General features: G+C 70.9%; 23 protein-coding genes, 1 rRNA gene and 1 pseudogene. 17 read left to right on the forward strand and 8 right to left on the reverse strand.

The window, feature by feature from the left end; translation table 11 throughout:
* The 9 genes from rrf to pstB form a co-directional block, all read left to right on the forward strand.
* Nucleotides 1-108 (forward strand): 5S ribosomal RNA (rrf, locus tag KV557_RS29215); the annotation flags it as partial.
* 73 nt (nucleotides 109-181) lie between these two features.
* Nucleotides 182-1,204, forward strand: a complete 1,023-nt coding sequence (gene mshD, locus KV557_RS29220; RefSeq protein WP_218204535.1) for a mycothiol synthase — start codon at nucleotides 182-184, stop codon at nucleotides 1,202-1,204.
* 283 nt (nucleotides 1,205-1,487) lie between these two features.
* On the forward strand, nucleotides 1,488-3,665 hold the full coding sequence (locus tag KV557_RS29225) for an RNA degradosome polyphosphate kinase (RefSeq protein WP_218204536.1): 2,178 nt from the start codon (nucleotides 1,488-1,490) through the stop codon (nucleotides 3,663-3,665).
* A gap of 118 nt (nucleotides 3,666-3,783) precedes the next feature.
* Nucleotides 3,784-4,869 carry a CHAD domain-containing protein gene (locus tag KV557_RS29230; protein WP_256178114.1) on the forward strand — a complete coding sequence of 362 codons (1,086 nt, stop codon included), beginning with the start codon at nucleotides 3,784-3,786 and terminating at the stop codon, nucleotides 4,867-4,869.
* A gap of 67 nt (nucleotides 4,870-4,936) precedes the next feature.
* A complete protein-coding gene (locus KV557_RS29235) occupies nucleotides 4,937-5,398 on the forward strand; it encodes an NUDIX hydrolase (RefSeq protein WP_218204600.1) in 462 nt (153 codons plus the stop codon).
* A 226-nt stretch (nucleotides 5,399-5,624) separates the two neighbouring features.
* Nucleotides 5,625-6,758: a phosphate ABC transporter substrate-binding protein PstS gene (gene pstS / locus KV557_RS29240; RefSeq protein ID WP_308130134.1), complete on the forward strand. Its 1,134-nt coding sequence runs from the start codon at nucleotides 5,625-5,627 to the stop codon at nucleotides 6,756-6,758.
* A gap of 147 nt (nucleotides 6,759-6,905) precedes the next feature.
* Entirely contained in the window at nucleotides 6,906-7,886 is a 981-nt protein-coding gene (pstC, locus tag KV557_RS29245) for a phosphate ABC transporter permease subunit PstC (RefSeq protein ID WP_218204537.1), read from the forward strand.
* Nucleotides 7,883-8,959: a phosphate ABC transporter permease PstA gene (pstA, locus tag KV557_RS29250; RefSeq protein WP_218204538.1), complete on the forward strand. Its 1,077-nt coding sequence runs from the start codon at nucleotides 7,883-7,885 to the stop codon at nucleotides 8,957-8,959. Before pstC ends, pstA begins: the two co-directional genes overlap by 4 nt.
* A 42-nt stretch (nucleotides 8,960-9,001) precedes the next feature.
* Nucleotides 9,002-9,778, forward strand: coding sequence for a phosphate ABC transporter ATP-binding protein PstB (gene pstB / locus KV557_RS29255; protein WP_218204539.1), 777 nt, complete (start codon nucleotides 9,002-9,004; stop codon nucleotides 9,776-9,778).
* A 105-nt stretch (nucleotides 9,779-9,883) separates the two neighbouring features.
* On the opposite strand, the gene KV557_RS29260 is transcribed toward pstB, so the two are convergent.
* Both KV557_RS29260 and KV557_RS29265 read right to left on the reverse strand, forming a co-directional pair.
* Nucleotides 9,884-10,879: an inorganic phosphate transporter gene (locus KV557_RS29260; protein ID WP_218204540.1), complete on the reverse strand. Its 996-nt coding sequence runs from the start codon at nucleotides 10,877-10,879 to the stop codon at nucleotides 9,884-9,886.
* Between the two features lie 5 nt (nucleotides 10,880-10,884).
* On the reverse strand, nucleotides 10,885-11,505 hold the full coding sequence (locus tag KV557_RS29265) for a DUF47 domain-containing protein (protein WP_218204541.1): 621 nt from the start codon (nucleotides 11,503-11,505) through the stop codon (nucleotides 10,885-10,887).
* Nucleotides 11,506-11,865: 360 nt separating this feature from the next.
* Here KV557_RS29265 and KV557_RS29270 point away from each other — a divergent pair, with 360 nt between their 5' ends.
* Entirely contained in the window at nucleotides 11,866-12,252 is a 387-nt protein-coding gene (locus KV557_RS29270) for a metal-sensitive transcriptional regulator (protein ID WP_218204542.1), read from the forward strand.
* A gap of 35 nt (nucleotides 12,253-12,287) precedes the next feature.
* On the opposite strand, the gene KV557_RS29275 is transcribed toward KV557_RS29270, so the two are convergent.
* Nucleotides 12,288-12,488, reverse strand: coding sequence for a hypothetical protein (locus KV557_RS29275; protein ID WP_256178134.1), 201 nt, complete (start codon nucleotides 12,486-12,488; stop codon nucleotides 12,288-12,290).
* A gap of 196 nt (nucleotides 12,489-12,684) precedes the next feature.
* Entirely contained in the window at nucleotides 12,685-13,575 is an 891-nt protein-coding gene (locus tag KV557_RS29280) for a hypothetical protein (RefSeq protein ID WP_218204543.1), read from the reverse strand.
* 163 nt (nucleotides 13,576-13,738) lie between these two features.
* Between KV557_RS29280 and KV557_RS29285 the strand changes: the two genes are divergently transcribed.
* The gene (locus KV557_RS29285; RefSeq protein ID WP_218204601.1) at nucleotides 13,739-13,927 is read left to right on the forward strand and encodes a hypothetical protein; all 189 of its coding nucleotides are present in this window, start codon (nucleotides 13,739-13,741) and stop codon (nucleotides 13,925-13,927) included.
* A gap of 12 nt (nucleotides 13,928-13,939) precedes the next feature.
* Here KV557_RS29285 and KV557_RS29290 read toward each other — a convergent pair whose 3' ends face one another.
* Nucleotides 13,940-14,647 (reverse strand): phosphatase PAP2 family protein, encoded by a 708-nt coding sequence (locus tag KV557_RS29290; RefSeq protein WP_308130135.1) that lies wholly within the window; start codon nucleotides 14,645-14,647, stop codon nucleotides 13,940-13,942.
* A 398-nt stretch (nucleotides 14,648-15,045) separates the two neighbouring features.
* Nucleotides 15,046-16,047 (reverse strand): annotated as a pseudogene (locus KV557_RS29295) (C40 family peptidase); the annotation flags it as partial.
* A gap of 248 nt (nucleotides 16,048-16,295) precedes the next feature.
* Between KV557_RS29295 and KV557_RS29300 the strand changes: the two are divergent.
* The 6 genes from KV557_RS29300 (at nucleotide 16,296) to KV557_RS29325 (ending at nucleotide 23,903) form a co-directional block, all read left to right on the forward strand.
* Nucleotides 16,296-16,646 carry a hypothetical protein gene (locus KV557_RS29300; protein ID WP_256178116.1) on the forward strand — a complete coding sequence of 117 codons (351 nt, stop codon included), beginning with the start codon at nucleotides 16,296-16,298 and terminating at the stop codon, nucleotides 16,644-16,646.
* 164 nt (nucleotides 16,647-16,810) lie between these two features.
* On the forward strand, nucleotides 16,811-17,626 hold the full coding sequence (locus tag KV557_RS29305) for a hypothetical protein (RefSeq protein ID WP_308130136.1): 816 nt from the start codon (nucleotides 16,811-16,813) through the stop codon (nucleotides 17,624-17,626).
* Nucleotides 17,616-18,899 (forward strand): hypothetical protein, encoded by a 1,284-nt coding sequence (locus KV557_RS29310; RefSeq protein ID WP_256178117.1) that lies wholly within the window; start codon nucleotides 17,616-17,618, stop codon nucleotides 18,897-18,899. Before KV557_RS29305 ends, KV557_RS29310 begins: the two co-directional genes overlap by 11 nt.
* 7 nt (nucleotides 18,900-18,906) lie before the next feature.
* Nucleotides 18,907-20,493: an SCO6880 family protein gene (locus KV557_RS29315; protein ID WP_374106685.1), complete on the forward strand. Its 1,587-nt coding sequence runs from the start codon at nucleotides 18,907-18,909 to the stop codon at nucleotides 20,491-20,493.
* 48 nt (nucleotides 20,494-20,541) lie between these two features.
* Complete coding sequence (locus KV557_RS29320; RefSeq protein ID WP_218204545.1) at nucleotides 20,542-21,891, forward strand: ATP-binding protein; 1,350 nt, start codon at nucleotides 20,542-20,544, stop codon at nucleotides 21,889-21,891.
* 212 nt (nucleotides 21,892-22,103) lie between these two features.
* Nucleotides 22,104-23,903, forward strand: a complete 1,800-nt coding sequence (locus KV557_RS29325; RefSeq protein WP_256178118.1) for a bifunctional metallophosphatase/5'-nucleotidase — start codon at nucleotides 22,104-22,106, stop codon at nucleotides 23,901-23,903.
* A 55-nt stretch (nucleotides 23,904-23,958) separates the two neighbouring features.
* Here KV557_RS29325 and KV557_RS29330 read toward each other — a convergent pair whose 3' ends face one another.
* Together KV557_RS29330 and KV557_RS29335 are read right to left on the reverse strand one after the other, a co-directional pair.
* A complete protein-coding gene (locus tag KV557_RS29330; RefSeq protein ID WP_308130137.1) occupies nucleotides 23,959-25,449 on the reverse strand; it encodes a sensor histidine kinase in 1,491 nt (496 codons plus the stop codon).
* On the reverse strand, nucleotides 25,446-26,216 hold the full coding sequence (locus KV557_RS29335) for a response regulator transcription factor (RefSeq protein ID WP_218204546.1): 771 nt from the start codon (nucleotides 26,214-26,216) through the stop codon (nucleotides 25,446-25,448). The genes KV557_RS29330 and KV557_RS29335 overlap by 4 nt, the downstream gene beginning before the upstream one ends.
* Between the last annotated feature and the right edge of the window lie 43 nt (nucleotides 26,217-26,259).

Raw genomic sequence — 26,259 nt, forward strand, 5'->3', positions numbered from 1 at the left:
CATAGCGTGAGGGAAACGCCCGGTTACATTCCGAACCCGGAAGCTAAGCCTCACAGCGCCGATGGTACTGCAGGGGGGACCCTGTGGGAGAGTAGGACGCCGCCGAACAATCATTCCGAAGAACCCCTGATCCATCACGGATCAGGGGTTCTTTGCATTTCCGGTGACGTATCGTCAAGGCATGGACGATCAGACAGCGGTCATTGCGAACAGCGCGCTCCGGCCCGAGCAGCGCGACGGCGTCCTGCGCGTTCTGGCGGACGCGCAGGACGTCGACGGTCGGGCCGCCGTGTCCGAGCAGGGGCGGCTCCGGCTGCGTTCGGAAACGCCCCGCCCAGGTGTGATCCACTTCGTCGAGGTCGAGCAGGCCGGGCAGACCGCCACCTCCGTCGTCGGCTACGGCCAGCTCGAAGTCCCGCAGAGCGCGCCCACTGAGCCCACCGCCAACCCCGCCGCCGAACTCGTCGTCGCCCCTGCCGCCCGTGGCCGCGGCCTGGCCCGTCCCCTCGTTGACGCGGTGCTCGCGGAGGCCCACCGGGCAGGCCGCGACGCCGTCGACTTCTGGGTGCACGGGGGCCACCCGGCCGCCCGGCACCTGGCCGAGCAGTACGGCGCCGAGCTGGTCCGCGAGCTGCGGCAGATGCGCCGTACCGGGCCGCAGACCGAGGTGGTCCCGTTCCCCGAGGGCGTCGAGCTGCGGACCTTCCGTCCGGGCGAGGACGACGCGGAGTGGCTGCGGCTGAACGCCCTCGCCTTCGCCCACCACCCCGAGCAGGGCGCCTGGACCGAGCAGGACCTGGCCGACCGGCTGGCCGAGCCCTGGTTCGACCCGGCGGGCTTCTTCCTGGCCACGCGCGACGGCAAGGCAGTCGGCTTCCACTGGACCAAGGTGCACCCGGCCACCGCCACCGAGCCGGCGCTCGGCGAGGTGTACGTCGTCGGGGTGGATCCGGCGGAGCAGGGTAGCGGCCTCGGCCGGGCGCTGACCGCGGCGGGCCTGCGTCACCTGACCGGCTCAGGCGCCGGCGAGCGTGGACTGGAGACCGTACTTCTCTACGTCGACGCCGACAATCCGGCCGCCGTGCGGGTATATGAACGACTGGGATTCACCGTTCACGAGGTGGACCTCATGTACCGCGTTCATCACCGGTACCGCGTTCATCACCGGGTGGACCGGACGGATCAGTCGGGCCAGTCGGCCTAGCCGCAGCGGCCGGTCCGGGGCAAGGGGCGGGACGGCAGCGCCCCGGCCCCGACCGACTCAGCTTTCCTCCTGGCCATGCGGTGTTTACCGTGGATTCAATTGCTGCCGCGAAGATCACAGGATGAAGTCCGTAGTGTCTCGCTCCTGCAGCGTCGGCCGACACGCACCGGCCGGTCCTGTACGGACCGCGCCGGGTGGGTGGGCGTTGGCGTTGGGCGAGGACGACGGCCCGCAGAGTCATTCGCGTCCGGACGCCGTCCTGCTGCTGGAGGAGCTGGAGCCCATGAGCATCCCTCGCCCCGTCTCTGCCCCGCTGTCCCCGCCGGCCCGGTTGTCGAGCGCGCTCGGGATACCGCCGGAGCCCCCGGCGGTGGACGAGCAGGACTTCGAGGAGCTTCCGCAGGGCCGGTTCCTGGACCGCGAGCGCAGCTGGCTCGCCTTCAACGAGCGGGTCCTGGCGCTCTCCGAGGACCCGGAGATCCCGCTGCTGGAGCGCGCCAAGTTCCTCGCCATCTTCGCGAGCAACCTGGACGAGTTCTTCATGGTCCGGGTGGCCGGCCTCAAGCGCCGGATCGCGACCGGCGTCGCCCAGCGCAGCGCGTCCGGCCTCCAGCCGCGCGAGGTGCTGGACCTGATCTGGACCCGCTCGCGCGAGCTGATGGCCCGGCACGCCGCCGCCTTCCAGCAGGAGGTCCTGCCGGACCTCGCCGCCGAGGGCGTCGAGGTGGTCCGCTGGCCGGAGCTGGCCGAGAAGGAGCAGGCCCGGCTGCACACCCTGTTCCGGCAGAAGATCTTCCCCGTGCTGACCCCGCTGGCGGTCGACCCGGCGCACCCCTTCCCGTACATATCGGGACTCTCGCTCAACCTGGCCGTGGTGGTGCGCAACCCGGTGTCCGGGCACAAGCACTTCGCCCGTGTGAAGGTCCCGCAGTCGCTCGCCCGCTTCCTGGAGGCCTCGCCGCAGCGCTACGTCCCCCTGGAGGACGTGATGGGCGCGCACCTGGAGGAGCTCTTCCCGGGGATGGAGGTGCTGGCACACCACGCCTTCCGGGTCACCCGCAACGAGGACCTCGAAGTCGAGGAGGACGACACCGAGAACATCCTCAAGGCCCTGGAGAAGGAGCTGATGCGGCGGCGCTTCGGCCCGCCGGTCAGGCTGGAGGTCGAGGAGTCGATCGACCCCTACATCCTGGACCTGCTGGTGCGGGAGCTGAACATCACCGAGGCGGAGGTCTTCCCGCTGCCCGGGCCGCTGGACCTGACCGGCCTGTTCGGGATCGCCGAGCTGGACCGTCCGGAGCTGAAGTACCCGAAGTTCGTCGCCGGTACGGCCCGCGGGCTGACCGACGTCGAGTCGGCCTCCCAGCCGGACATCTTCGCCGCGATGCGCGAGCGGGACGTCCTGCTGCACCACCCGTACGACAGCTTCTCCACCTCGGTGCAGGCCTTCCTGGAGCAGGCCGCGGGCGACCCGGACGTGCTGGCGATCAAGCAGACGCTGTACCGCACCTCGGGCGACTCGCCGATCGTGGACGCGCTGATCGACGCGGCGGAGTCGGGCAAGCAGGTGCTGGTCCTGGTCGAGATCAAGGCGCGCTTCGACGAGCAGGCCAACATCAAGTGGGCCCGCAAGCTGGAGGAGGCCGGCTGCCACGTGGTCTACGGCCTGATCGGTCTGAAGACGCACTGCAAGCTGTCGCTGGTGGTCCGGCAGGAGGGCGACACGCTGCGCCGGTACTCGCACGTCGGCACCGGCAACTACCACCCGAAGACCGCCCGGCTCTACGAGGACCTGGGGCTGCTGACCTCGGACCCGCAGGTCGGCGCGGACCTGTCGGACCTGTTCAACCGGCTGTCCGGCTACTCGCGCCGCGAGTCCTACCGCCGCCTGCTGACCGCCCCGCGCGGCCTGCGCGACGGACTGGTCTCGCGGATCCACAACGAGATCGCCAACCACCGCGCGGGCCGCCCGGCCTACGTGAAGATCAAGGTCAACTCGATCGTCGACGAGGCCGTGATCGACGCGCTGTACCGGGCCTCGCAGGCCGGCGTGCCGGTGGACATCTGGGTCCGCGGGATCTGCGCGATCCGCCCGGGCGTGCCGGGGCTGAGCGAGAACATCCGGGTGCGCAGCATCCTCGGCCGCTTCCTGGAGCACTCCCGGGTCTTCGTGTTCGGCAACAGCGGCGATCCGGAGGTCTGGATCGGCAGCGCCGACATGATGCACCGCAACCTGGACCGCCGGATCGAGGCGCTGATGCGGATCACCGACCCGACGCACCGCGCCGAGCTGTCCGGGCTGATCGACCTCGGGGTGTCCGACGAGACCGAGTCCTGGCGCCTGGGGCAGGACGGCGCGTGGACCCGCCACGCGCAGGACGCCGAGGGCCGCCCGCTGCGGCACCTCCAGGACCTGCTCATCGACTCGCGCCAGCGCCGCCGGGCCGCCACCTCGCGCTGACGCGACCACTGATGCGAGCCGCTGGAGTGCTCGGCCCCCGAGGCTGGTGGGCGGGCGCTCCGGCGGTCGGCCACCAGCCCCGGGGGACGGCCCCGGGGGAACGGGGATCTACCACGCCATGACCGATGCGCCGATGACGGCCCAGGCGGCCTCCACCGCGACCGCCGGGGACATCCTCTCCAGCCATCTCACCGCCCAGGCCGGTGCGTTCCTGCGTGCCCTGCCGCTGGCGGTGGGCGAGGTCGGCGCCAGACCGGGGACGACCGCCGTCCCGGCGGCCGGCACCGCGGACCTGTTGCGGGCCGTCCGGCGGATCGGCGGGCTGCTGCACACCTTCGGCGCCGTCTTCGACCAGGCCTGGGCGCAGGAGTCGCGCACCGAACTGCGCTGGCTGCTCAACCTGCTGGCGCTGGAGCCCGGGTACGTCCGCCGCTCCGCCCGGCTGCTGGGCGCGCTGGACTCGCTGAGCGGCAGCGATCCGGAGGGGACGGGCATGCTGGCCGGGCACGCCGGGGCGCCGAAGGCGCGGGCGCTGCTGGACCGGCAGCTGACTCTGGCCCGGACCAGGGCGCACTCGACGGTGCTCCAGGAGCTGCGGTCGGCCCGGCTGCACGCGCTGGCGGACCGGATGACGCTGCTGGTCGGCGAGGCGCCGCTGCTGGAGTCGGCGGGCGGCCGGGCCGGGGCGGTGCTGGTGCCGCAGGCGGCCGCCGCGTTCACCGCGCTGAGCGCGAGCGCCGCCCAGCTGCCGCTCCAACGCGCCGCCACGCCGTACGGCGGGGACGGCCTGCGCCGGCTGGGCGCCGTGCCGCAGGCCCGCGGTGCGGTGGACGCGGACGCGGCGCTGGCGGCCGACGACGCGCCGTGGGCGCGGATGCGGATCCTGGTGAAGCGGGCCCGCTACGCGCTGGAGGTGTGCGGCCGGCCGTCCGGCGAGCTGGACGAGCTGGACGCGGTGCTGGGCCGGCACCAGGAGGCGGCGGACGCGGCGGTCACCGCGGCCACCGCGGCGCGCACGCCGCGGATCACCCCCGCCACCGCCTACGTGCTGGGCGTGGTGCATGCTGATCAACGACTGGAGGTGGAGGCGGCGCGGTACGCCTTCGGCCGCCGGTGGCCCGACCTCCCGCCAGGCCCGGACGGCTGGCTGGAGATCCCCCCTGCCGAGGGCTGGGGGCATTCCCCCGCACCACGGACGGCATGAGTTGCGCGATCGCCTGAGCACCGGGCAGGCAGAAGCTGGGACCACGCACCGGGCGGAGCATGCCCCGGTGATCCTGGCCGCGGGTGCGGTGCTGTGGCTGCCCGGTCGGCTGAAGAAGAGCGGCCGGCTGGGGCGGCCCAGGATCGCGGTGATCCACCGGCCCAAGTACGACGACTGGAGCCTGCCGAAGGGCAAGCTCGACCCGGGGGAGGGCCTGGCGGAGGCGGCGGTGCGCGAGGTGCGCGAGGAGACCGGCTTCACCTGCGTGCTCGGCCCGGAGCTGCCCGCGCAGCACTATCCCGTCCAGGGCCGTCCGAAGGAGGTCCGCTACTGGGCGGCGGTGCCGACCGCCGGGGCGTTCCGGCCGAACCGGGAGGTGGACCGGCTGGAGTGGCTGCCGGCCGGAAAGGCCCGCGCCCGGCTCACCCATGAGCGCGACCGCTTGCTGGTCGACGCGCTGCTGGCGATTCTGGGGGCGAAGCCGGTGCGGCCAGACGGCGTACCCGCAGTGCAGGAAGGGTGGAAGTGATCTCGCCGCGCCCGTGCCGTGACGCAACCGTTACTACCTGACGTAGTTTCCTGTCATCCGTTCGAGGTTCACTCTCCGTTCACTTACGACCGGCTGTCGTGTCACCTACCCGGCCTAACTTCGGGGGTACCGGAGGGCCGAACGGGCCCCGGACCACAGCAAAACCCGCGCTCCGCCGTGTCCGCACGGCCCGCGCGACGGGCAATGCCACAGAAAGGGACACCCAGTGAAGCTCCAGCGGAACGGCCGCTCCAAGGCCCTCGCCATCGGTGCCATGGCGCTCGTCAGCTCGCTGTCGCTCGCCGCGTGCGGCTCGGACAACAACAACACCACCAGCGCGTCCGGTGGTTCCAGTGGTTCCTCCTCCGCCGCCGCGATCAACTGTGGCAAGCCCGGTGCCCTGATTGCCGCGGGCTCGACCGCCCAGGGCAACGCGATCGACCTGTGGAAGACCACCTTCGGCGCCGCCTGCTCGGGCACCACCGTCAACTACGGTGGCGTGGGCTCCGGCGCGGGTATCCAGCAGTTCACCCAGGGCAAGGTCCAGTTCGCCGGCTCCGACTCGGCCCTGAAGCCGGCCGAGGTCGACGCCACCAAGGCGGTCTGCACCGGCGGCCAGGGCATCGACCTGCCGATGGTCGGCGGCCTGATCTCGCTGGTCTACAACATCGAAGGTGTCGACAACCTGGTCCTGGACGGCCCGACCGCCGCCAAGATCTTCGACTCGCAGATCACCAAGTGGAACGACCCGGCGATCGCCGCCCTGAACCCGGGCGCCAAGCTGCCGGACGCGGACATCCAGTCGTTCCACCGCTCGGACGACTCCGGCACCACCGACAACCTGACCCACTACTTCGCCAAGGCCAGCAGCGGCGCCTGGTCCTACCCGGCCAGCAAGACCTGGGCCGGCAAGGGCGGCCAGTCGGCCAACGGCAGCGCCGGTGTCTCGGCCCAGGTCAAGCAGGTCAAGAACTCGATCGGTTACGTCGAGCTCTCCTACGCCCAGACCAACAGCCTGAAGAGCGCCGCGATCAACACCGGCGCCTCCAAGCCGGTCGCCGCGACCACCGAGAACGCCGCCAACACCTTCGCCAAGGCGAAGATCGCCGGCACCGGCAGCGACCTGGCGCTGAGCCTCGACTACGCGACCAAGGACGAGGGCTCCTACCCGCTGGTCCTGGTCACCTACGAGATCGTCTGCGACAAGGGCAACAAGGCCGACACCCTCGACACCCTGAAGGCCTTCCTGACCTACACTGCCAGCGACTCGGGCCAGAAGGCGATCGGCGAGAAGGGCTACGTCCCGCTCCCCAAGGAGTTGACCGACAAGGTCAACGCCGTCATCCCGACCCTGGCCTGACCCAGCAGGACCACCGGTGGGGCGGCCCCGTGAGCGAGGGGGGCCGGGGCCGTCCCACCGGAACGCATTGACCCAGCAACACGTCCGGGGCACCGCCGCCATGGTGCCGCCCCCTCCGGGGCAGCGCCACCAGACCGGAGTACACCAATGACTTCATCGCCCCCTGCCGCCCCGCGAGGCAGGGTCGGCCGACAGCGTGACAGCCGCGTCGGCGACAAGATCTTCATGAACCTCGCCCGGGGTTCGGGCATCCTGCTGCTGGTCGTGATGGCCGCCATCGCAGGGTTCCTGGCCTGGCGCTCGGGTCTCGCCCTGAGCAAGAACGACGGCCACTTCCTCACCACCTTCGAGTGGGCGCCGGACGCCCCGAAGCCGGTCTTCGGCATCGCCGTCCTCGCGTTCGGCACCATCGTCAGCGCGATCATCGCGATGGCGATCGCCGTCCCGGTGGCCATCGGGATCGCCCTGTTCATCTCGCACTACGCGCCGCGGAAGATCGCCCAGCCGTTCGCCTACCTGGTGGACCTGCTCGCGGCCGTCCCCAGCATCGTCTACGGCCTCTGGGGCGCACTGTTCCTGGTGCCGCACATGGACGGGCTGACCAGCTGGCTCAACCAGTACCTGGGCTGGACGTACATCTTCGACCAGACCAAGACCGGCACCGTCCCGCGCAACCTGTTCACCGTCGGCATCCTGCTGGCGATCATGATCCTGCCGATCATCACCGCGGTCTCCCGCGAGGTGTTCCGCCAGGTGCCGCGGATGCACGAGGAGGCGGCGCTCGCGCTCGGCGCGACCCGCTGGGAGATGATCCGCACCGCGGTGCTGCCGTTCGGCCGGCCCGGCATCATCTCGGCCTCGATGCTCGGCCTCGGCCGCGCGCTCGGCGAGACCATCGCCGTCGCGGTGGTGCTGTCCTCGAACAGCGTCCTCTCGCTGCACATCCTCGACCCGGGAGGCGGCACCTTCGCGCAGAACATCGCGCTGAAGTTCGCCGAGGCCGGGAACAACGGCCGCAACGCCCTGATGGCCTCCGGTCTCGTCCTGTTCGTGATCACCCTGCTGGTGAACGGTGCCGCGCGGCTGATCGTCGCCCGCCGCAAGGAGTACTCGGGGGCTGCCGCATGAGTGCCGCGACCACTACGGTTTCGGCGGACGCCCGTCCGCTGGGCCGCGCGCTGACCGCGAACCGGCTGCCCAAGTGGGCCCCGGCGGCCGTCGCCGCCGGTTCGATCGCCCTCGGCTGCGGCATCGGCGCCGTCGGCGGCCTCGCCAGCCACCTGCAGTGGGGCCTGATCTCGGCCATCCTGTTCGTGGCGATCGGCTACGCGCTCTCGGCCAGGGTCGAGGGCCGCCGTCAGGCCAAGGACCGGCTCGCCACCTCGGTGGTCTGGGTCGCCTTCATCCTCGCCGTCGTGCCGCTGGTCGCGCTGACCTTCTACACGATCCAGCAGGGCGCCGACGTGGTGAACGGGTACTTCCTGAGCCACTCGATGAAGGGTGTCCTCGCCTCCGGCCCCGGCGGCGGTATCTACCACGCGCTGATCGGCACCCTGGAGCAGGTCGGCCTGGCCACCGCGACGGCCGCCCCGGTGGGTCTGCTGACCGCCGTCTACCTGGTCGAGTACGGCCGCGGCCGGCTCGCCAAGACCGTCACCTTCTTCGTCGACGTCATGACGGGTGTCCCGTCGATCGTCGCGGGTCTGTTCATCCTGTCGCTCTGGAACCTCGCCCTCGGCTTCAACTACTCCGGCTTCTCCGGCAGCCTCGCGCTGGCGATCCTGATGATGCCGGTCGTGGTCCGCTCCACCGAGGAGATGCTCAAGCTCGTCCCGAACGAGCTGCGCGAGGCCTCGTACGCGCTCGGCGTGCCGAAGTGGAAGACCATCCTGCGGATCGTCCTCCCCACCGCGATCGGCGGCATCACCACCGGTGTGATGCTCTCCGTCGCCCGCATCACGGGCGAGACCGCCCCGGTCATGATGCTGGTGTTCGGCGCCGACTACATCAACAGCAACCCGTTCGACGGACCGCAGCAGTCCCTGCCGATGTACATCTGGCAGCAGTACTCGGTGGTCAACAACGACTACGGCTACGCCCGCGCCTGGGGTGCCGCGCTGGTGCTGATCGCCTTCGTGATGGGGCTCAACCTCATCGCCCGGGGCATCGCACGCTGGCGCTCGCCCAAGGGCGGACACTGAGCGACCGACTGACGTACTGAGAAGACGAGAGAAGCAACGATCATGGCCAAGCGCATCGACGTCAGCGGACTGTCGGCCTACTACGGCTCCACCAAGGCCATCGAGGACATCTCGATGAGCATCGAACCCCGCTCGGTGACCGCCTTCATCGGCCCCTCCGGCTGCGGCAAGTCCACCTTCCTGCGCACCCTCAACCGGATGCACGAGGTGATCCCGGGCGCCCGCGTCGAGGGCAAGGTGCTCCTGGACGACGAGAACCTGTACGCCTCCAGCGTCGACCCGGTCGCCGTGCGCCGCTCGGTCGGCATGGTCTTCCAGCGCCCGAACCCGTTCCCGACCATGTCGATCTACGACAACGTGGTCGCCGGTCTCAAGCTGGCGGGCGTGCGCAAGAAGGTCGTCCTGGACGAGGTCGTGGAGCGCTCGCTCAAGGGCGCCAACCTCTGGAAGGAGGTCCACAACCGGCTGAACAAGCCCGGGGCCGGCCTCTCCGGCGGTCAGCAGCAGCGCCTGTGCATCGCCCGCGCCATCGCGGTCGAGCCGCAGGTCCTGCTGATGGACGAGCCCTGTTCGGCGCTCGACCCGATCTCCACCCTCGCCATCGAGGACCTGATCGGCGAGCTGAAGTCCCAGTTCACGATCGTCATCGTGACCCACAACATGCAGCAGGCGGCCCGCGTCAGCGACCGCACCGCCTTCTTCAACCTGGCCGGCGTCGGCCAGCCCGGCAGGCTGATCGAGCTGGACGACACCCAGCGGATCTTCTCCAACCCGTCGGTGCAGGCGACCGAGGACTACATCTCCGGCCGCTTCGGCTAGGCCGGCCGCCAGCTGCTCCACGGTGCTGCATGGCGGTGCCGCCGTGGAGCGTGAAAAGGGCCCGCCCCCGAGATGTGGGGGCGGGCCCTGTCACGTCCGGGGGTCTCAGCCCCGGAACAGGTGGACGAACCAGTACACCAGCGCTGCGACGATGGCGGCCGCCGGCATCGTGATGAACCAGCCGAGCACGATGTTCTTCGCGACGCCCCAGCGCACCGCGCGGATCCGCTTGGTGGCCCCCGCGCCCATGATCGCCGCGGTGATCACGTGCGTGGTGGAGATCGGCGCCTTGAAGACGAACGACGTGATGTACATGACCGTCGAGGCGGTGGCCTCGGCCGCGAAGCCCTGCGGCGGGTCCAGCTCGATGATCTTGCGGCCCAGCGTCCGCATGATCCGCCAGCCACCCGCGTAGGTGCCCAGCGAGAGCATGGTGGCGCAGGAGATCTTCACCCACACCGGGATGGCGCCGGTGGTCTGGTGACCCGAGATGGTGAGCGCCATCACGACGATGCCCATGGTCTTCTGCGCGTCCTGCAGACCGTGCGCCAGCGCCATCGCGGCGGCCGAGGCGGTCTGCGCGACCCGGAAGTTCCGCTTGGCGCGGTGCGGGTTGGCCCGGCGGAAGATCCACAGGATCGCCAGCATCACCAGGAAGCCGCCGATCAGGCCGACCACCGGCGAGACGATCATCGGAATGACGATCTTGTCGAGGACGCCGCTCCAGATCACGTCGATGCCGCCGGCCAGCGCCGCGCCCACCATGCCGCCGAACAGCGCGTGCGAGGACGAGGACGGCAGACCGAAGTACCAGGTGACCAGGTTCCACGCGATCGCGCCGATCAGGGCGGCGAACAGGATCGCCATCCCCTGGTTGCCGGTGGGGGTCTCGATGATGCCCTTGGAGACGGTGTTCGCCACGCCGCTGCCGAGGAAGGCACCGGCCAGGTTCATCACCGCGGCCATCGCCAGCGCGGCCCTGGGGGTCAGCGCCCGGGTGGAGACCGAGGTGGCGATCGCGTTCGCCGAGTCGTGGAAGCCGTTGGTGTAGGTGAAGAAGAACGCAACGCCGATGACGGCGATGAGTGCTGCCATGTCCACGAGGGTCAGGACTCCTTGACGGCGATGGTCTCCACCGTGTTGGCGACGTGCTCGAACGCGTCCGCCGCCTCCTCAAGGACGTCCACGATCTGCTTGAGCTTGAGCACCTCGATGGCGTCGTACTGGCCGGAGAACAGGTGGGCGAGCAGCTTGCGGTGGATCTGGTCGGCCTGGTTCTCCAGCCGGTTGACCTCGATCCAGTACTCGGTGAGGTTCGACATGCTGCGCAGGTTCGGCATCGCCGCGGCGGTCAGCTCGGCGGCCCGGGCCAGCACCTCGATCTGCTGCTCGATCCCCTTCGGCAGGGTCTGGATGTCATAGAGGACGACCAGGTCGACGGCCTCCTCCATGAAGTCCATGATGTCGTCCAGCGACGAGGCGAGGCTGTAGATGTCCTCGCGGTCGAAGGGCGTGATGAAGGAGGAGTTCAGCTGGTGGAACACGGCATGGGTGGTGTCGTCCCCGGCGTGCTCGGCGGCGCGCATGCGCTCGACGATCTCCGCGCGGGCCGACACGTCTGATCCCAGCAGTTCCAGCAGGAGCTTCGATCCGACGACGAGGTTCTCCGCGGCCGCGGCGAACATGTCGTAGAAGCTCGTCTCCTTCGGGGTCAGGCTAAAACGCACGGAAATCTCCGATGTGCGGGGTAGGGACTGAACGATGCTAGGTGCAACCAAGCGCAATCGCGCAAACGGGGTGGTGTAGGGGGAGGCGGAACCTCCTCTTCCATTCGGCTGCCGCACCGGCGGACCAGGACCGCACTCCCATGTGCGGACGTGAGCCCCAGTCTGACGGAACCTCGCCCGGATTGTCCCCGTCGTGCGTACACAGGAACGGGGGCGCCGCTCAGACGGGTGAACCCGCCCGGCGGGCCGCCCGGGGCGGGCCCTCGACCGCCGGTCCGGCCGTCGGAACACCACGAAAGGCCCCGGTGTTGGACACTGGTGGCCGACGCAGCCACCAGGCACTCAGACGAAGGCGGGCCGATGACCACGACGCAAGCGCGCACCGAGCCGGGCGACGCGCACGACACCGAGGCGCACGCCGGCCACACCCCCGAGGCCGGCGCAGGTCATCAGGGCGGGCACGGCCCGCACGGGTACAGCGCGCAGAAGGACGCCCACCTCAAGCGGCTGCGCCGGATCGAGGGCCAGATCCGCGGCCTCCAGCGCATGGTCGACGAGGACGTCTACTGCATCGACGTGCTCACCCAGGTGTCGGCCGGCACCAAGGCCCTGCAGTCCTTCGCGCTCTCTTTGCTGGAGGAGCACCTGCGGCACTGCGTCGCGGCGGCGGCAGAGGAGGGCGGCGCCGAGCTCGACGCCAAGGTGGCGGAGGCCACGGCCGCGATCGGCCGACTGCTGCGGAGCTGAGACCGAGGCGCAGCTGAGAGAGCGGCCCGGTGGCCTTACGGCTCCCGTTCGCCGGACCGGTCCGGGTCCGCTCTGCCGGGCTCGGGCCGGTCGAGCAGCACCTCGTCGATCCGTTCGGTCGGCAGCCGGTCGCCGGTGCTGGCCGTCGCGGCGATCATCAGTTCGCCGGCCAGCTCGATCTCGTCGAGGGCCGCGTCGTCGTGGCCGCCGCTGCGGCCGCCTGTGGACGACACCACCTGCACCACCCCTTCAGTGCCTCGCCAGCCCGGGCGGCAGCCACCCGACGTCCAGCCTAGGCACTTCGGAGCCCGTCCACATGGCACGGACGGGCCATCTCGGCGCCGCCGAAACGGGTGACCGCCGCTCCCCGGACGGCCACCCGCTCCGGCCGCGCCCCCACACGCCCCACGCCGGAGCGCTGCCCAGGCCGCCCTACTTCGGGCTCTCCGTGGGCTTCAACGCGAAGATGTCCGAGGCCGGCGGCTCGGCCGCCTCCACCGGCTTGCCGAAGTCCGTCAGCGCGGTGGTCGAGGTCACCTTCACCTGGTCCTTGGCCTCCTTCGAACCGGCCACCCCGGCGAAGGTGAAGATCTCGACCACCTTGTGCAGCCGGCCCTGGTCGTCAAGCCAGGCGTCGTACGGGACCTCCTTGACGGTGAAGGTCTGGGACCCCGTCCGCAGGCCGTCGCCGCCCCGGCCGCCAGTCGCGTCGGCGGCCTTGGCCAGGTCCAGGGTGCCGCGGTAGTGGTGCAGTGCGACGCCGTCGACCGTCTCGGTGCCGACCGCGTCCGCCTTCTGCACCCCGCGCAGCGCGCCCGCGGCGGTGGCCGGGTCGGTGGCGCCGCTGCTGACCAGGTTGCCGTCCGGCAACTGGCGCACGTCCAGCTTGACCCACTTGCCCTCGGGCACCTTGGCGCCGCTGTTCTGCAGGTAGACCGTGCCCGGCAGGACCACCTCGACGATCTTCCCGGTGGTCGCCGCGCCCGGCGGCACGGCGATCTCCAGCCGGCCGATCCGCTTCACGTAGTCGTAGCCGCCGGTGCCGGTGAAGGAGGCCTTCTTCTCGGAGGACTCGGTGACCAGCTCGGTGGCGGTGTGCGCGGAGCCGGTCCGGCCGGTGATGTCGGCGGCGTTGCGCACCGCCGTCAGCGGGTCCGCGGCGAGCTGGTCGTGGACGCTCTGGTCGGACGAGCCGGCCCCGGACCCGCCCGAGCAGCCGGCCAGCCCGGCCAGGGTGGCGGCGAGCAGGGCGGCCCCGGCCGCCGAGCGCAGGTTCGACACCGGCCGGCGTCGTGGCCGGCCGGTGCGCTGCTGGTCGGTCATCTTCATCCTCGCGACAACCCCCTCGGGCCCGACTGCCCTGCCGGACACCACCGGGTGGGCAGAGCTCTTTCCGGGCAAACGAGTTGAGGCGCGAGGGGTTACGGGTGGCGGGGCGCGCGAAGGGCGTCGCGCGCCGCGCGTCCGGCGCGTTACGGTGAACGACGTGCACAGTGAGCTGCCGGCCGCGCCCGGCACCCGGATGCCCGAGCACCGCGTCGCGATCAGCGAGCGCGGTTCCTTCGCCTACGCGACCTGCAGCTGCGGCTGGTACTCCCCGGCCCGCCGCTCGCGCGACCTGGCCCGCCGCGAGGGGGCCGACCACCTCGCCGACAGCGGCGGCGCGCCGGGGTAGGCCTACGGCGTCTTACGCCGCCAGATCGGACTCCGGCGGCTGCTCGTCCGCCCGGACGGCCCGCTCCCGGCCGCGCCGACGGCCGCGCGGCGCGCCACCGCGCTCCGGCGCCCGGATCAGCGGGGCGACGGCGGTGCGGGTCAGCGCATGGCAGAGCGGGACCAGGACGGCCATCGCGATCGGCGCCAGCAGCAGGACCACCGCGGTGGCGAGCGCGAACCCGCCGATCACGTCGGTCGGGTAGTGGACGCCCATGAACATCCGGCAGAAGCCCTGCAGCAGGGCCAGGCCTCCGGCTATCCAGCCCAGCCGCCGGTTCACCAGGAACAGCGCCACCGCGACGCCCATCGTCATGGTCGAGTGGTCGCTGACGAAGGAGTGCGTGCCGGCCTTGCCGTCCACCAGCACCAGCAGCCCGCTGTGGTCGACGAAGGGGCGCGGGCGGTCCACGATCGCGGCGATCGGCAGGTTGGCCAGCTCGGCGATGGCGACCGAGAGCGGCACCCAGAGCAGCCCGGCGATCGCCACCGGCGCGTCCGGGCGGCGCCTGGCCTGCAGCCAGCCGACCAGGCAGAGCATCGCCAGGCCGATCAGGATGCCGTACTCGCCGATCCAGGAGACCAGATGGTCCAGCCACTGCGGGGAGCGCTTGGCCAGACCGTTGACGGCGTAGAGCAGGCCGAGGTCGGGGTTGGTCGTGTCGGCAAGCGGCGTCGACACGCCGCACCTCCTTCTGGTCCGCTGCACCTGTACGTTCCGGCCGGGCCCGCCCGGCGCGAAGAGCTGACGAGGGACCAACGGACCCAACGTCATCGCCGGGGCACAGCGTTCCACGGAAACGCGCGGTTATGGAAACTTGACTCAGCGTCCACAGCGCACTCACACGCCGGGGCGCCGGGGCCTCAGGGTTTTGCGGTCGGTTGACCCGTACCCGACGGGCTCGGGCCGGTGGGTACGGGCGGCGCGGTCGCCGCCGGCCGGGAGGGCGGGGGCAGGGTCGGAGCGGCGTTCGCGGGCGACGCCGCGTGGGTGGCCGCTGTGGGGGCCGCGGTGGGCGACGCGGGCGCGTCCGGGGTGGCTCCGCTGCTGACGCCGCCCCGGCCCGTGATGCTGCCGTCCGCGTTGCGCACCGGCAGCGCCTCGGCGCCGTCCGAGGTGACCCGGGTCGCGCCGATGTACTCCTTGGTGTCGATCTTGTCGTAGCGGATCACCGCGCCGGTGTGCGGCGCGTTGATCATGTAGCCGCCGCCGACGTAGATCCCGACGTGGTGGATGCTGCGCGGATCGTTCAGGTCCGTCGCCCAGAACACCAGGTCGCCCGGCCGCAACTGGTCCCGCGAGGGGTGCGGACCGGCGTACCACTGGTCGTTCGCCACCCGGGGCAGCGTGATCCCCACACTCGCGTACGCGGCCTGGGTGAGGCCCGAGCAGTCGAACCGCCCGTTCTGCGACGGCAACCCCTCGCCGCCCCACAGGTACTGCATGCCCAGCTTCGTCTGCGCGAAGTAGATCGCGGCGGCCGACTGCTGCGACACCTCCACCGGCGCCGTGGGCGCCGTGAAGCTGCGCGCCAGCGCCTTGATGTTCTTCACGTACCCCTGTGTCTCCTTGTACGGGGGCACGCCGCTGTACTTCTCCACCGCGTACGGGCCGGAGTTGTACGCCGCCAGCAGGTTGTCCTGCCGGTCCCCCGGCACCTTGGCCACGTCCCGGGCCAGCGCGCAGTCGTACGTCGCCGCCGAGGCGATCGCGTCCGCCGGGTCCCAGATGTCCTTCTTGCCGTCACCATTGCCGTCCGTGCCGTAGATCGCCCAGGTGTCCGGCAGAAACTGGGCCATTCCCAAGGCCCCTACCGAGGACCGGGCCGACGGGTCGAAACCGCTTTCCTGGTACAGCTGCGCGGCGAGCATCGGCGGGGAGATCTCCGGGCAGAGCGCTCCCCACTTCTGGATCAGCCCCTGGTAGGCGGCCGGCACCGAACCGGCCGACAGTGCCGAGCGATTGGCCGACTGCTGCGGTGTCCCACTCGCGGCATACGTCCCGAACGTCACCAGCCCGATGAACCCGAACGCGACAACTCCCGTCGCAGCGGCGGCCGTACCGGCCTTCCGGAGTACCATCAGCACCATCCCGACGAATCGTCAGTCGAAGTGTCCCGGAAGGCGTTGCTCACCGCAATCATCAGAGATACAAAGAGTGAGCGCTATCCTTCGTACGGTGGACATCCTCGCGTACGTGTCCGATGCCTCACGACCAATCCGCGAGAAGTAGCCAAGTCGACATCAGATCTGGCCAAGAATAGGTACCGACCCTTCGCGCGGGCGGGGTCCGGGCCCTTGAATTTGCCTGATCGGGCGGTGAGATGGAAATGAACCTGAGCAGCGTGCAGAGCATCGCGATCGGCCACCTGGCCGAGGACCCACCAAAGAAGCCGAATATCGACACCATCATCGGCGGGATCGCCCCGGACTGGGGCCCGTTCGCGAGTCTCGGCTCGGAGGCCCGGGTGATGGTCGAGGTCATCATGGCCGTCGCCATCCTCCTCTGCCTCGGCATCGCCGTCTGGGGCGCGGCCAAGCAGCGGATCGGTGCGACCGCCATGCGGGACAGCTTCGGCGCCGAACAGGGCAAGGGGCTGATCATCGCCGGGCTGACCGGCGTGTTCATCATTGGATCACTCGGCACTCTGTTCACCATTGTCTACGGCATGGCGATCTGACGATCGGACAGCAGTAGTCCCGCCCACCTGAGATCAGGTCCCCGTCCGGACCGCCGGAGTCCGCCCGCCAGGAGTCCACCCCCCGTTCCCACCCTCCGTCCGCGCCCGCCCACGGCCGGAGGGCCCCCGGAGCCGCCCCGGCTCCCCGCACCAGGAGGGCCGCCGTGCCGTTGTCCGACGACCAGCCGCACACCCGTACGCGGCTACCGGTCGGCGAACAGCCCTCCTCGCAGCCGAACGGCCGTCAGGCCAGGCCGCTCCGCACCCTCCTGACCGTCCTCGTCGTCGTCACTCTGCTCGTCGTCGCGATCTCCATCGCCAACCACGGCAAACCCGACCCGGGGAACACCGCCCGCTCCTCCGACAACGCCACCCCCACCGCCCCCTCCGGCGCCGGCCCCGCCCTCAGCGGCGACCAGCCCGTCGGCACCACCACCAACGGCATCGCGAGCGGCTTCCCGCACACCGACCAGGGCGCCCAGTCCGCCGCCGCCAACTACGCGGTGGCCATCGGCTCCGCGGACATGTTCCGCACCGACACCCGCCACACCATCGTGGCCACCATCGCCGACCCGACCGCCGTCGCGATCCTCCAGAGCCGCCTGGACCAGGGCTTCGGCGGCGACACCGCCGCCCGCTACGGCCTCGACGCCCAAGGCCGCGCGCCCAAGGGCCTCACCTTCGTCAGCCGCACCGTCCCGGTCGGCACCAAGCAGGTCGGCTACAGCGACGCCGATGCCAAGGTCGAGGTCTGGTGCACCGGCCTCACCGGCCTCGCCGGCGAACGCTCCGTCCAGCCCGTGACCACCAACTGGTTCACCCTGGCGCTCTCGCTCCGCTGGACGGGCAGCGACTGGAAGCTCACCGACTACACCAGCCGGCAGGGCCCCGCGCCGATGCCCGGAGACCAGCAGGCCGCCACCGCCGACGAGATCACCGGCGCCGTCCAGCAGTTCGGGGGGTTCCGCTATGCCCGTTGACCAGACCTCACACCGCTCCACCGTGCGCCGCGCGGGCACGCTGGCGGGTGCCATGGCAGGCCTGCAGCTGGCGGCGCTGTTGGCGGCCCAGCGGGTGTTCGCAGAGCCGTCGCCGACACCCTCGGCCACACCCACCTGTCAGAAGGTCGATCTGCCGATCCCCGGCAGTGACGCGGGGTGTGCCCCGAACGGTGCGGTGGTCATTCCCGGCAGTGGCAGCGTCGGTACCGTCACCGATCCGCTCGGGTCGTTGGCCAAGGGGTGTGCGCAGGCGGCGGCTTGGGTGGTGCGGAAGTTGTCGGGGGCGATTGACGGGACGACGCAGGTGGACTTCACCAATGCGTCGTTCCTGCAGCAGTACGCGGTGGTGTTCGCGGCGTCGACGATCATCACGTTGGTGCTGTGGCTGCTGGCGGTGACGAAGCGGGCGGTGCGGGGGGCGCCGTTGACGACGGCGATCTCGGAGGCGATCGGGTTCCTGTGGCTGACGGTCGTGGCGTCCGCGTTCACGCCGTTGATCCTGTACACCGTGGTGAGTGCGACGGACGGGCTGACCAAGGCGATCGCGGTGGGGACGAAGTCGGACACCGGGACGTATCTGGGCGGGTTCGCGGACACCCTGGAGAAGGGTGACATGGGGGGCGGGCCGCTGATCCTGATCATCGTGTCGCTGGTGGCGGTGCTGGCGGCGGCGGTGCTCTGGATCGAGCTGCTGATCCGGGCGGCGATGCTGTACGTGGGCGCGCTGCTGGGTACGGCGGTGTACGCGGGGCTGGTGGACAAGCAGCTGTGGAAGCACGTGCGCCGGTGGGCGGGGGTGATGGTGGCGGTGGACCTGGCGAAGCCGATCATCGTGATCATCCTGGGCCTGGCGGGTGCGGTGGCGACCGGGGCCGGGGCCAACGACGACTTCGCCCGGGTCCTGTCCGGGCTGGCGATCCTCTTCCTGTCGATCTTCGCGAGCGCGGCCGTGTACCGCTTCGTGCCGGGCTTCGGCGACGAGATCATGAACATGCGGCATGCCCGGGCCAGCGCGGTGTCGGCCGGCTCGGCGATGATCAACGGCACTGCGAACCTGATGAAGCAGGGCATCACCACCCACGGCGACCGCGGTCAGGCGGCCGGTACGGGTGGCGGCGGGGGTGCGGGGGGCGGTTCGGTGGCCCCGGGCATCGCCGCGCACGCGGGCCGTACGCCGGCTCCGCCGCCGCAGGCCGGGCCGCCGCAGGCTCCGGTTCCGATCCGCGACAGCAATCCAGCGAAGGGGGGGTGACGGGTAAGTGAGCAGCGAACCGCTCGGTCAGTACGGTGCCCAGTACGCCCAGCCGTATGTGCACCAGCGCCGTACCTACCTGATCGGCAAGGCCCGCCCGAATGCGCCGATCGGCCGGAACCGGGAGTCCGGCGAGATCGTTCTGATCATCTTCGGGGCGTTCCTCGGGATGCTCTGGGGCCTGCTGATGCCGGTCCTGCCGCTGCGCATCGCGGGCCTGGTCGGCCTGCCCGTGCTGGCCATCGCGGCGGTCTACGTGCCGTACCGCAAGCGGACGTTCTACAAGTGGGTGGAGATCAACCGCACCTACCGGCGGACGGTCCGCAGCGGCCGGGCGTGGCGGTCGGACGTGATGGACGCCGGCACCCGGATGGACGGCCGGGAGGTGGAGGTCGGTCCGCCGCCGGGGGTGGGGCGGCTGCGTTGGCTGACGGCGCCGTTCGGGCCGGACGAGGTCGGGGTGCTGATGCACCTTGAGCGGCGGACGGTGACGGCCGCGATCGAGATCGAGGGCCCAGGCGTGGGCCTGCGCGACTCGGAGGACCAGGAGGCGCTGGTCGACCGGTTCGGCACGCTGCTGAAGCACGTTGCCAACGGGGACGGCTTCGTGACGCGGCTGCAGATCCTGGCCCGGACACTGCCGGCCGATCCGGACGCGCACGCCAAGGACGTCGAGCGGCGCGGTGACCACGACTCGCCGCGCTGGCTGCAGGACTCGTACGACCAGTTGCAGTCGATGGTGTCGACCTCCTCGGAGCAGCACCGGGCGTACCTGGTGGCCTGCATGCACTACACCCGCGACCTGGCAGCCGAGGCGCACGCGATGGGCCACAGCGCCTATGAACAGCGTGCGACCGGCGGGCGGGCCCGGGACGACGAGGGGCTGGCGGCCGTGATGGCGCGCGAGCTGACCGACATCTGTGCCCGGCTGGCGGAGGCGGACATCCGGGTGCGCCAGCCGCTCGGCCAGGCCCGGCTCTCCTCGCTGCTGCACTCGATGTACGACCCGGACCACCCGATCGACCACATCCAGGCGATGTCCCGGCGCAACGCCTGGCCGGCCGAGCTGGACGCGACCCACCCGCAGTACCTGACCGCGAAGACCCGCGAGTCGACGACCCGGGAGCCGTGGTGCCACGCCACCGCGTGGATCAAGGAGTGGCCGCTGACCCCGGTGGGCGTCAACTTCCTGGCGCCGCTGCTGGTGCACACCCCGGACGTGATCCGGACGGTCGCGGTGACGATGGACCTGGAGCCCACCGACGTCGCGATCGAGCGGATGCTGACCGAGAAGACCAACGACGAGGCGGAGGCCAGCCGCGCGGCCAAGATGAACCGCACGGTCGACCCGCGCGACCTGGCCCACACCGGCCGGGTGGACCAGCGCGGTGACGACCTGGCGTCCGGCGCGGCCGGGGTCAACCTGGTCGGCTACATCACGGTCTCCTCGCGCAACCCCGAGGCGCTGGCCCGCGACAAGCGGACCATCCGGGCCTCGGCCGGCAAGAGCTACCTCAAGCTGGAGTGGTGCGACCGCGAGCACCACCGGGCCTTCGTCAACACCCTGCCGTTCGCCACCGGCATCCGCCGCTGACCCGCTGTTTCACGTTCACCGCCCAGCTGACACACCAGGAGGCCGCTCATGGGGCTCGGCAACCTCACCGACGCGTTCACCAGCCTGATGTTCGGCAAGGTGGAGACCACCCGGCTGCCGGTGCGCACCTCGACCGGCCAGGCGCAGGCGGTCTACCTGCCCACCGCCGCACCGGGGTTGGGCGACTCCGGTGTGATCATCGGCCGCGAGGTGTACAGCGGCAAAGGGTACGTCTACGACCCCTTCCAGCTGTACGGGCAGCAGCTGCCGGCCCCGCACTGGCTGGTGCTGGGCGAGTCCGGCAACGGCAAGTCGGCTCTGGAGAAGACGTACGTCCTGCGGCAGTTGAGGTTCCGCGACCGGCAGGTGGTGGTGCTCGACGCGCAGGGCGAGGACGGCGTCGGCGAGTGGAACCTGATCGCCAACGCGCTGGGTATAAAGTCCATCCGCCTGGACCCGATGGCGGCCCGGGACGGCGGAGTGAAGCTCAACCCGCTGGACCCGGCGATCACGCAGACCGGTCAGCTGTCGCTGCTGCGCACCATCGTCGAGGTGGCGATGGGGCGCGGCCTGGAGGAGCGGGCCGGCTTCGCGCTGAAGGCCGCGCACGCGCACGTGGTGGCCTCGGTGAAGGACCGTCAGCCGGTGCTGGACGACATCATCGACACCCTGCGCAGCCCAGAGCTATCCTCGGTGGAGTCGCTGGGCGTGGCGGTGGACGAGGTGCAGTCCTGGGGCCTGGACGTGGCGCTGGTGCTGGACCGGCTGGTCGACGGCGACCTGCGCGGCATGTTCGACGGGCCGACCACCGACGGCATCGACCTGGACGCGCCGCTGATCGTCTTCGACCTCTCGCACATCGACCGCAACTCGATCGCGATGCCGATCCTGATGGCGATCGTCGGCGTGTGGCTGGAGCACACCTGGATCAGGCCGGACCGGAAGAAGCGCATCTTCCTGGTCGAGGAGGCCTGGCACATCATCAACAGCCCGTTCGTGGCCCAGCTGTTCCAGCGTCTGCTGAAGTTCGGTCGCCGGCTCGGACTCTCCTTCGTCGCGGTGGTGCACCACCTGTCGGACGTGGTGGACGGCGCGGCGGCCAAGGAGGCCTCGGCGATCCTGAAGATGGCCTCCACCCGGACGATCTACATGCAGAAGGCCGAGGAGGCGCGGGCCACCGGCCGGGTGCTGGGCCTGCCGCGGTGGGCGGTGGAGATCATCCCGACGCTGTCGCCGGGTATCGCGGTCTGGGACGTCAACGGGAACGTCCAGGTGGTCAAGCACATCATCACCGAGGCGGAACGGCCGCTGGTCTACACCGACCGCGCCATGACGGAGGACGCGGTCGCCGAACGGACGCGTGCCGAGCGGCAGTTGGCGGCCGAGCCGGGGGTGTGAGCGGGCGCTCCCGCCGGGGCGGTCCACGGGGCGGTCCCGTGAAGGCCGTGCGCTGATTCGTCCACGACGGTTCGTCAGCGGGTCACCCACTCGTTACGGTTGAGGCCCTGACAGCTACGCGCGTTGACCCTAGGCTGCACTCGCGCACACCCATATTCATCGCGCGCCTGCGCCTGTCCACGGCCGGGCGCTCCTAGGTGCAGGGGGCCCTCATGCTCACCGTCAGATCCCGACGCGCGGCGCTCGCCATGGTCGCCGCGGCCGGACTGTTCGGCACGGTGGCCGTGCCGGCGGCCGCCCAGGCCGCCGACGCCGGCGCCCGGCATCACAGGACCGTCGACCTCCAGCTGCTGGCGATCAACGACTTCCACGGCAACCTGGAGCCCCCGGCCGGCTCCTCCGGCACCGTCCGGGAGATCGACCCGGCGACCGGCCGGCCGGTCAACACCCCGGCCGGCGGCGTCGAGTACCTGGCCACCGCGCTGCGCCAGGCGCGCGAGGCCGCCGACGACTCGATCACCGTCGCGGCCGGCGACATCGTCGGGGCCAGCCCGCTCACCTCGGCCCTGTTCCACGACGAGCCGACCATCGAGGCGATGGACAAGCTCGGCCTGGACGTCACCTCGGTCGGCAACCACGAGTTCGACCACGGCGCGCAGGAGCTGCTGCGGCTGCAGAACGGCGGCTGCCACCCGGTCGACGGCTGCTACGAGAAGGGCCGCAAGTTCCGCGGCGCCAACTTCAACTACCTGTCCGCCAACGTCACCGACGAGAACACCGGCGAGCCGCTGCTGCCCCCGTACTGGGTGACCAAGTCGCAGGGCGTGAAGATCGGCTTCATCGGCGTCACCCTGGAAGGCACGCCGAACATCGTGACGGCGGAGGGCGTCAAGGGCCTGAAGTTCGCCAACGAGGTCACCACGATCAACAAGTACGCCGCAGAGCTCAAGGAGCAGGGCGTCAACTCGATCGTCGCGCTGATCCACGAGGGCGGCTACCCGGCCAGCAGCGTCTACAACTATGACTGCGGCCCGGCCGGCCAGGGCATCTCCGGCCCGATCGTCGACATCGCGAAGAAGATCGACCCGGCGGTCGGCGCCATCGTCACCGGCCACACCCACAACGCGTACGCCTGCACCATCCCCGACCCGAACGGCGTGCCGCGCTCGGTGACCAGCGCCGCCTCCTTCGGCCGGCTCTTCACCCAGATCGACCTGAAGCTCGACAAGAGCACCGGCACCATCGTGCGCCCCTCGGTCAAGGCGGAGAACCACATCGTGCGCCGCACGCTGCCGAAGGCCGAGGACATGAGCGAGCTGATCGCCCGCTACTCCAAGCTGGCCGCCCCGATCGCCAACCGCCCGGTCGGCTACATCGCCTCGGACATCAACGGTCGCGGCAGCAGCGACCTGGAGAAGCCGCTCGGCGACCTGATCGCCGACGCGCAGCTGGAGGGGCTGGCCCCGGCGGACAAGGGCGGGGCGCAGGTCGCCTTCATGAACCCCGGCGGCATCCGGTCCGACCTGGTCTACAAGGCGGCCGGCAGTGAGGGCGACGGGGTGGTGACCTACGGCAAGGCGTTCACCGTCCAGCCGTTCACCAACATGATGCAGGTCAAGACGCTGACCGGCGCCCAGCTGATCCAGCTGCTCCAGCAGCAGGTCAGCGGGGGCAACACCGGGGCGCCGAAGATCCTGCAGGTGTCCAAGAACCTGAGCTACACCCTGGACATGCGCAAGACCGGTGCCGACCGGGTCCTCGTCGACTCGGTCCGGCTCAACGGCGCGCCGATCGACCCGGCCGCCAAGTACCGGGTCGCGGCCAACGAGTTCCTGGCCACCGGCGGCGACGGCTTCCCGGCCCTCGCGGCCGGCACCGACAAGCTCGTCGGCGTCTCCGACCTGGAGGTGCTCGTCGCCTACCTGGGTGCCCACAGCTCGGCGGCCGCGCCGCTGAAGGCCCCGGCGCAGGACCGGATCAAGGTCATCGGCCCGGGCAGCGACATCGACTGACCGTGAGCCGGCACAGGACGGGCGGGGCGCTGTCGGGGCGCCCCGCCCGTCCTGCTTATTCGGGCGTGGGCCCGCCCGGCAGCCGGACGGTGGCCAGGGCGCCCGGACCGCCGTCCCCGGCCGGGCCCAGCGACACCGAGCCGCCGGCCTCCCGGACGCTCTGCGCGACGATCGACAACCCGAGGCCGGAGCCCGGCAGTTGGCGCGAGGAGGGGGAGCGCCAGAACCGGTCGAACACGTACTGCAGCTCGTCCGGCGGGATGCCGGGGCCGTGGTCGCGGACGGTCAGCACGCCCTGCCGGAGGCGGACGTCGATGGTGCCGCCGGGCGGGCTGTACTTGACCGCGTTGTCCAGCAGGTTGATCACCGCCCGTTCGAGCCCGGCGGCGTCGCCGTGGACGAACCAGGGCTCGGCGGCCGTCTCGAAGACCAGTCCCGGGCCGCGCAACTTCGCGCGCTCGACGGCGCGTTGGGCGATCTCGTGCAGGGCCACCACGGTGAGGTTGGGGCCGGCCTTCGGGGTGTCGGGGCGGGAGAGCTGGAGGAGATCGCCGATGAGGACGGTGAGTTCCTGCATCTGGGCCTTCAGGTTGCCCAGCAGCTTGGTCTTGGTGGCCGGGGGGAGCGGGCGGCCCGTGTCGTTGCTGCGGATCAGCAGGTCGACGTTGGTGCGGAGGGACGTGAGGGGCGTGCGGAGCTCGTGCCCGGCGTCGGCGATCAGACGGGTCTGCCGCTCGCGGGAGTTGGCGAGGGCGGTGCTCATGGAGTTGAAGGAGGTGGAGAGGCGGGCGATCTCGTCGTCCCCGTGGACGGGGATCGTGCTGCCGACCTCCTCGGTGCGGGCGATGTGTTCGACGGCGTCGGTGAGTTGGTCAACGGGCTTGAGGGAGGAGTGGGCGACCAGGCGGCCGGCGATGGCGGCGAGGAGGATGCCGCCGACGGAGACGGCGCCTAGGAGGATGGCGAGGCCTTGGAGGGAGTCCTCGACGGATTGTGTGGGGGTGGCCACCATCACCAGCACGGGCGGGGCCGCCGGGCCGTTCCGGACCATGGAGAGCCGGACCATCGCCGGATCACCGTTGGTGTAGCGGCCGTCACGGATGATCGCCTGGCCGCCCTTGAGCCGGAACGCCTGGGTGTCGTCCTTTTGGAGCACAATCGCCCTGGTCGCGTTCGGAGGCAGACACACCATGGCTTGATCCGCCACGATGTACTGAGTGTCCCGAGGCACGGGGCCGCCCCCGGTTGCCTCGGGGGTGGCTTGCACCTGCTGGAGAGCAGCCTCCGGGGTGGCGGGGCAAGGAACGTGAAGGGTCACTCCCCGGGGTTGCGGCGCGCTCAGCAGCTCCGTCCGCACCTGGTTGTAGAGCTGCCTCTCCACGATGAACCAGCACGCCAGCGCCGACAGCGCGATGGCCACCGCCACCGCCGCCGCGCTCAGGAAGGTGAGGCGGCTGCGCAGCGAGCGGGAGCGGAACCAGTGGGCGAGCCGCCGGGGCCGGGAGGTGCGGGGCGGAGCCAGTGGTGGGGGTGGGATGTTGCTCACGCGCTGGTGCCGGTGGCCGGGCGCAGGGCGTAGCCGACGCCGCGAACGGTCTGGATGATCCGGGGCATGCCGCCCTGCTCGGTCTTGCGGCGCAGGTACATCACGTAGACGTCCAGGGAGTTGGAGGAGGGCTCGAAGTCGAACCCCCAGACAGCCTTGAGGATCTGCTCGCGGGTGAGCACCTGGCGCGGGTGGGAGAGGAACATCTCCAGCAGCATGAACTCGGTGCGGGTCAGTTCGACGGACTTGCCGGCGCGGGTGACCTCGCGGGTGGCGGTGTTCATCCGGAGGTCGCCGAAGGCCAGCACCTCGCTCTCGTCCTCGGCGGCGGCGCGGGCGGCGGCCTCGGTGGCGAGGGCGTTGCGGCGGAGCAGGGCGCGGACCCGTGCGAGGAGTTCGTCGAGTTCGAAGGGCTTGGCGAGGTAGTCGTCGGCGCCGACGTCGAGGCCGGTGACACGGTCGCCGACGGCGTCCCGGGCGGTGAGCATGAGCACCGGGACGGTGTCGCCGCGGGAGCGCATCCGGCGGACGGCGGTGAGGCCGTCCATCCGGGGCATCATGATGTCCAGCAGGACGAGGTCGGGCTTGTCGCGTTCGACGGATTCGAGGGCCTCGTAGCCGTCGGTGGCGGTGGCGACCTCGTACCCCTCGAAGGCGAGGCTGCTCTCCAGGGCGTCCCGGAGGGCGGGTTCGTCGTCGACCACGAGAAGTCGGGCCGCGGTGTGGCCGGACTCGGCGGGGGTGCGGTCGTCGGCGGACGGGGTCATGGGCGGTTGCCCTTTCTCGTCGTGTGGGGTCCTTGCTCGGAGT

The organism is Kitasatospora aureofaciens (assembly GCF_019192735.1).
Classification (GTDB): Bacteria; Actinomycetota; Actinomycetes; order Streptomycetales; family Streptomycetaceae; genus Kitasatospora; species Kitasatospora aureofaciens_A.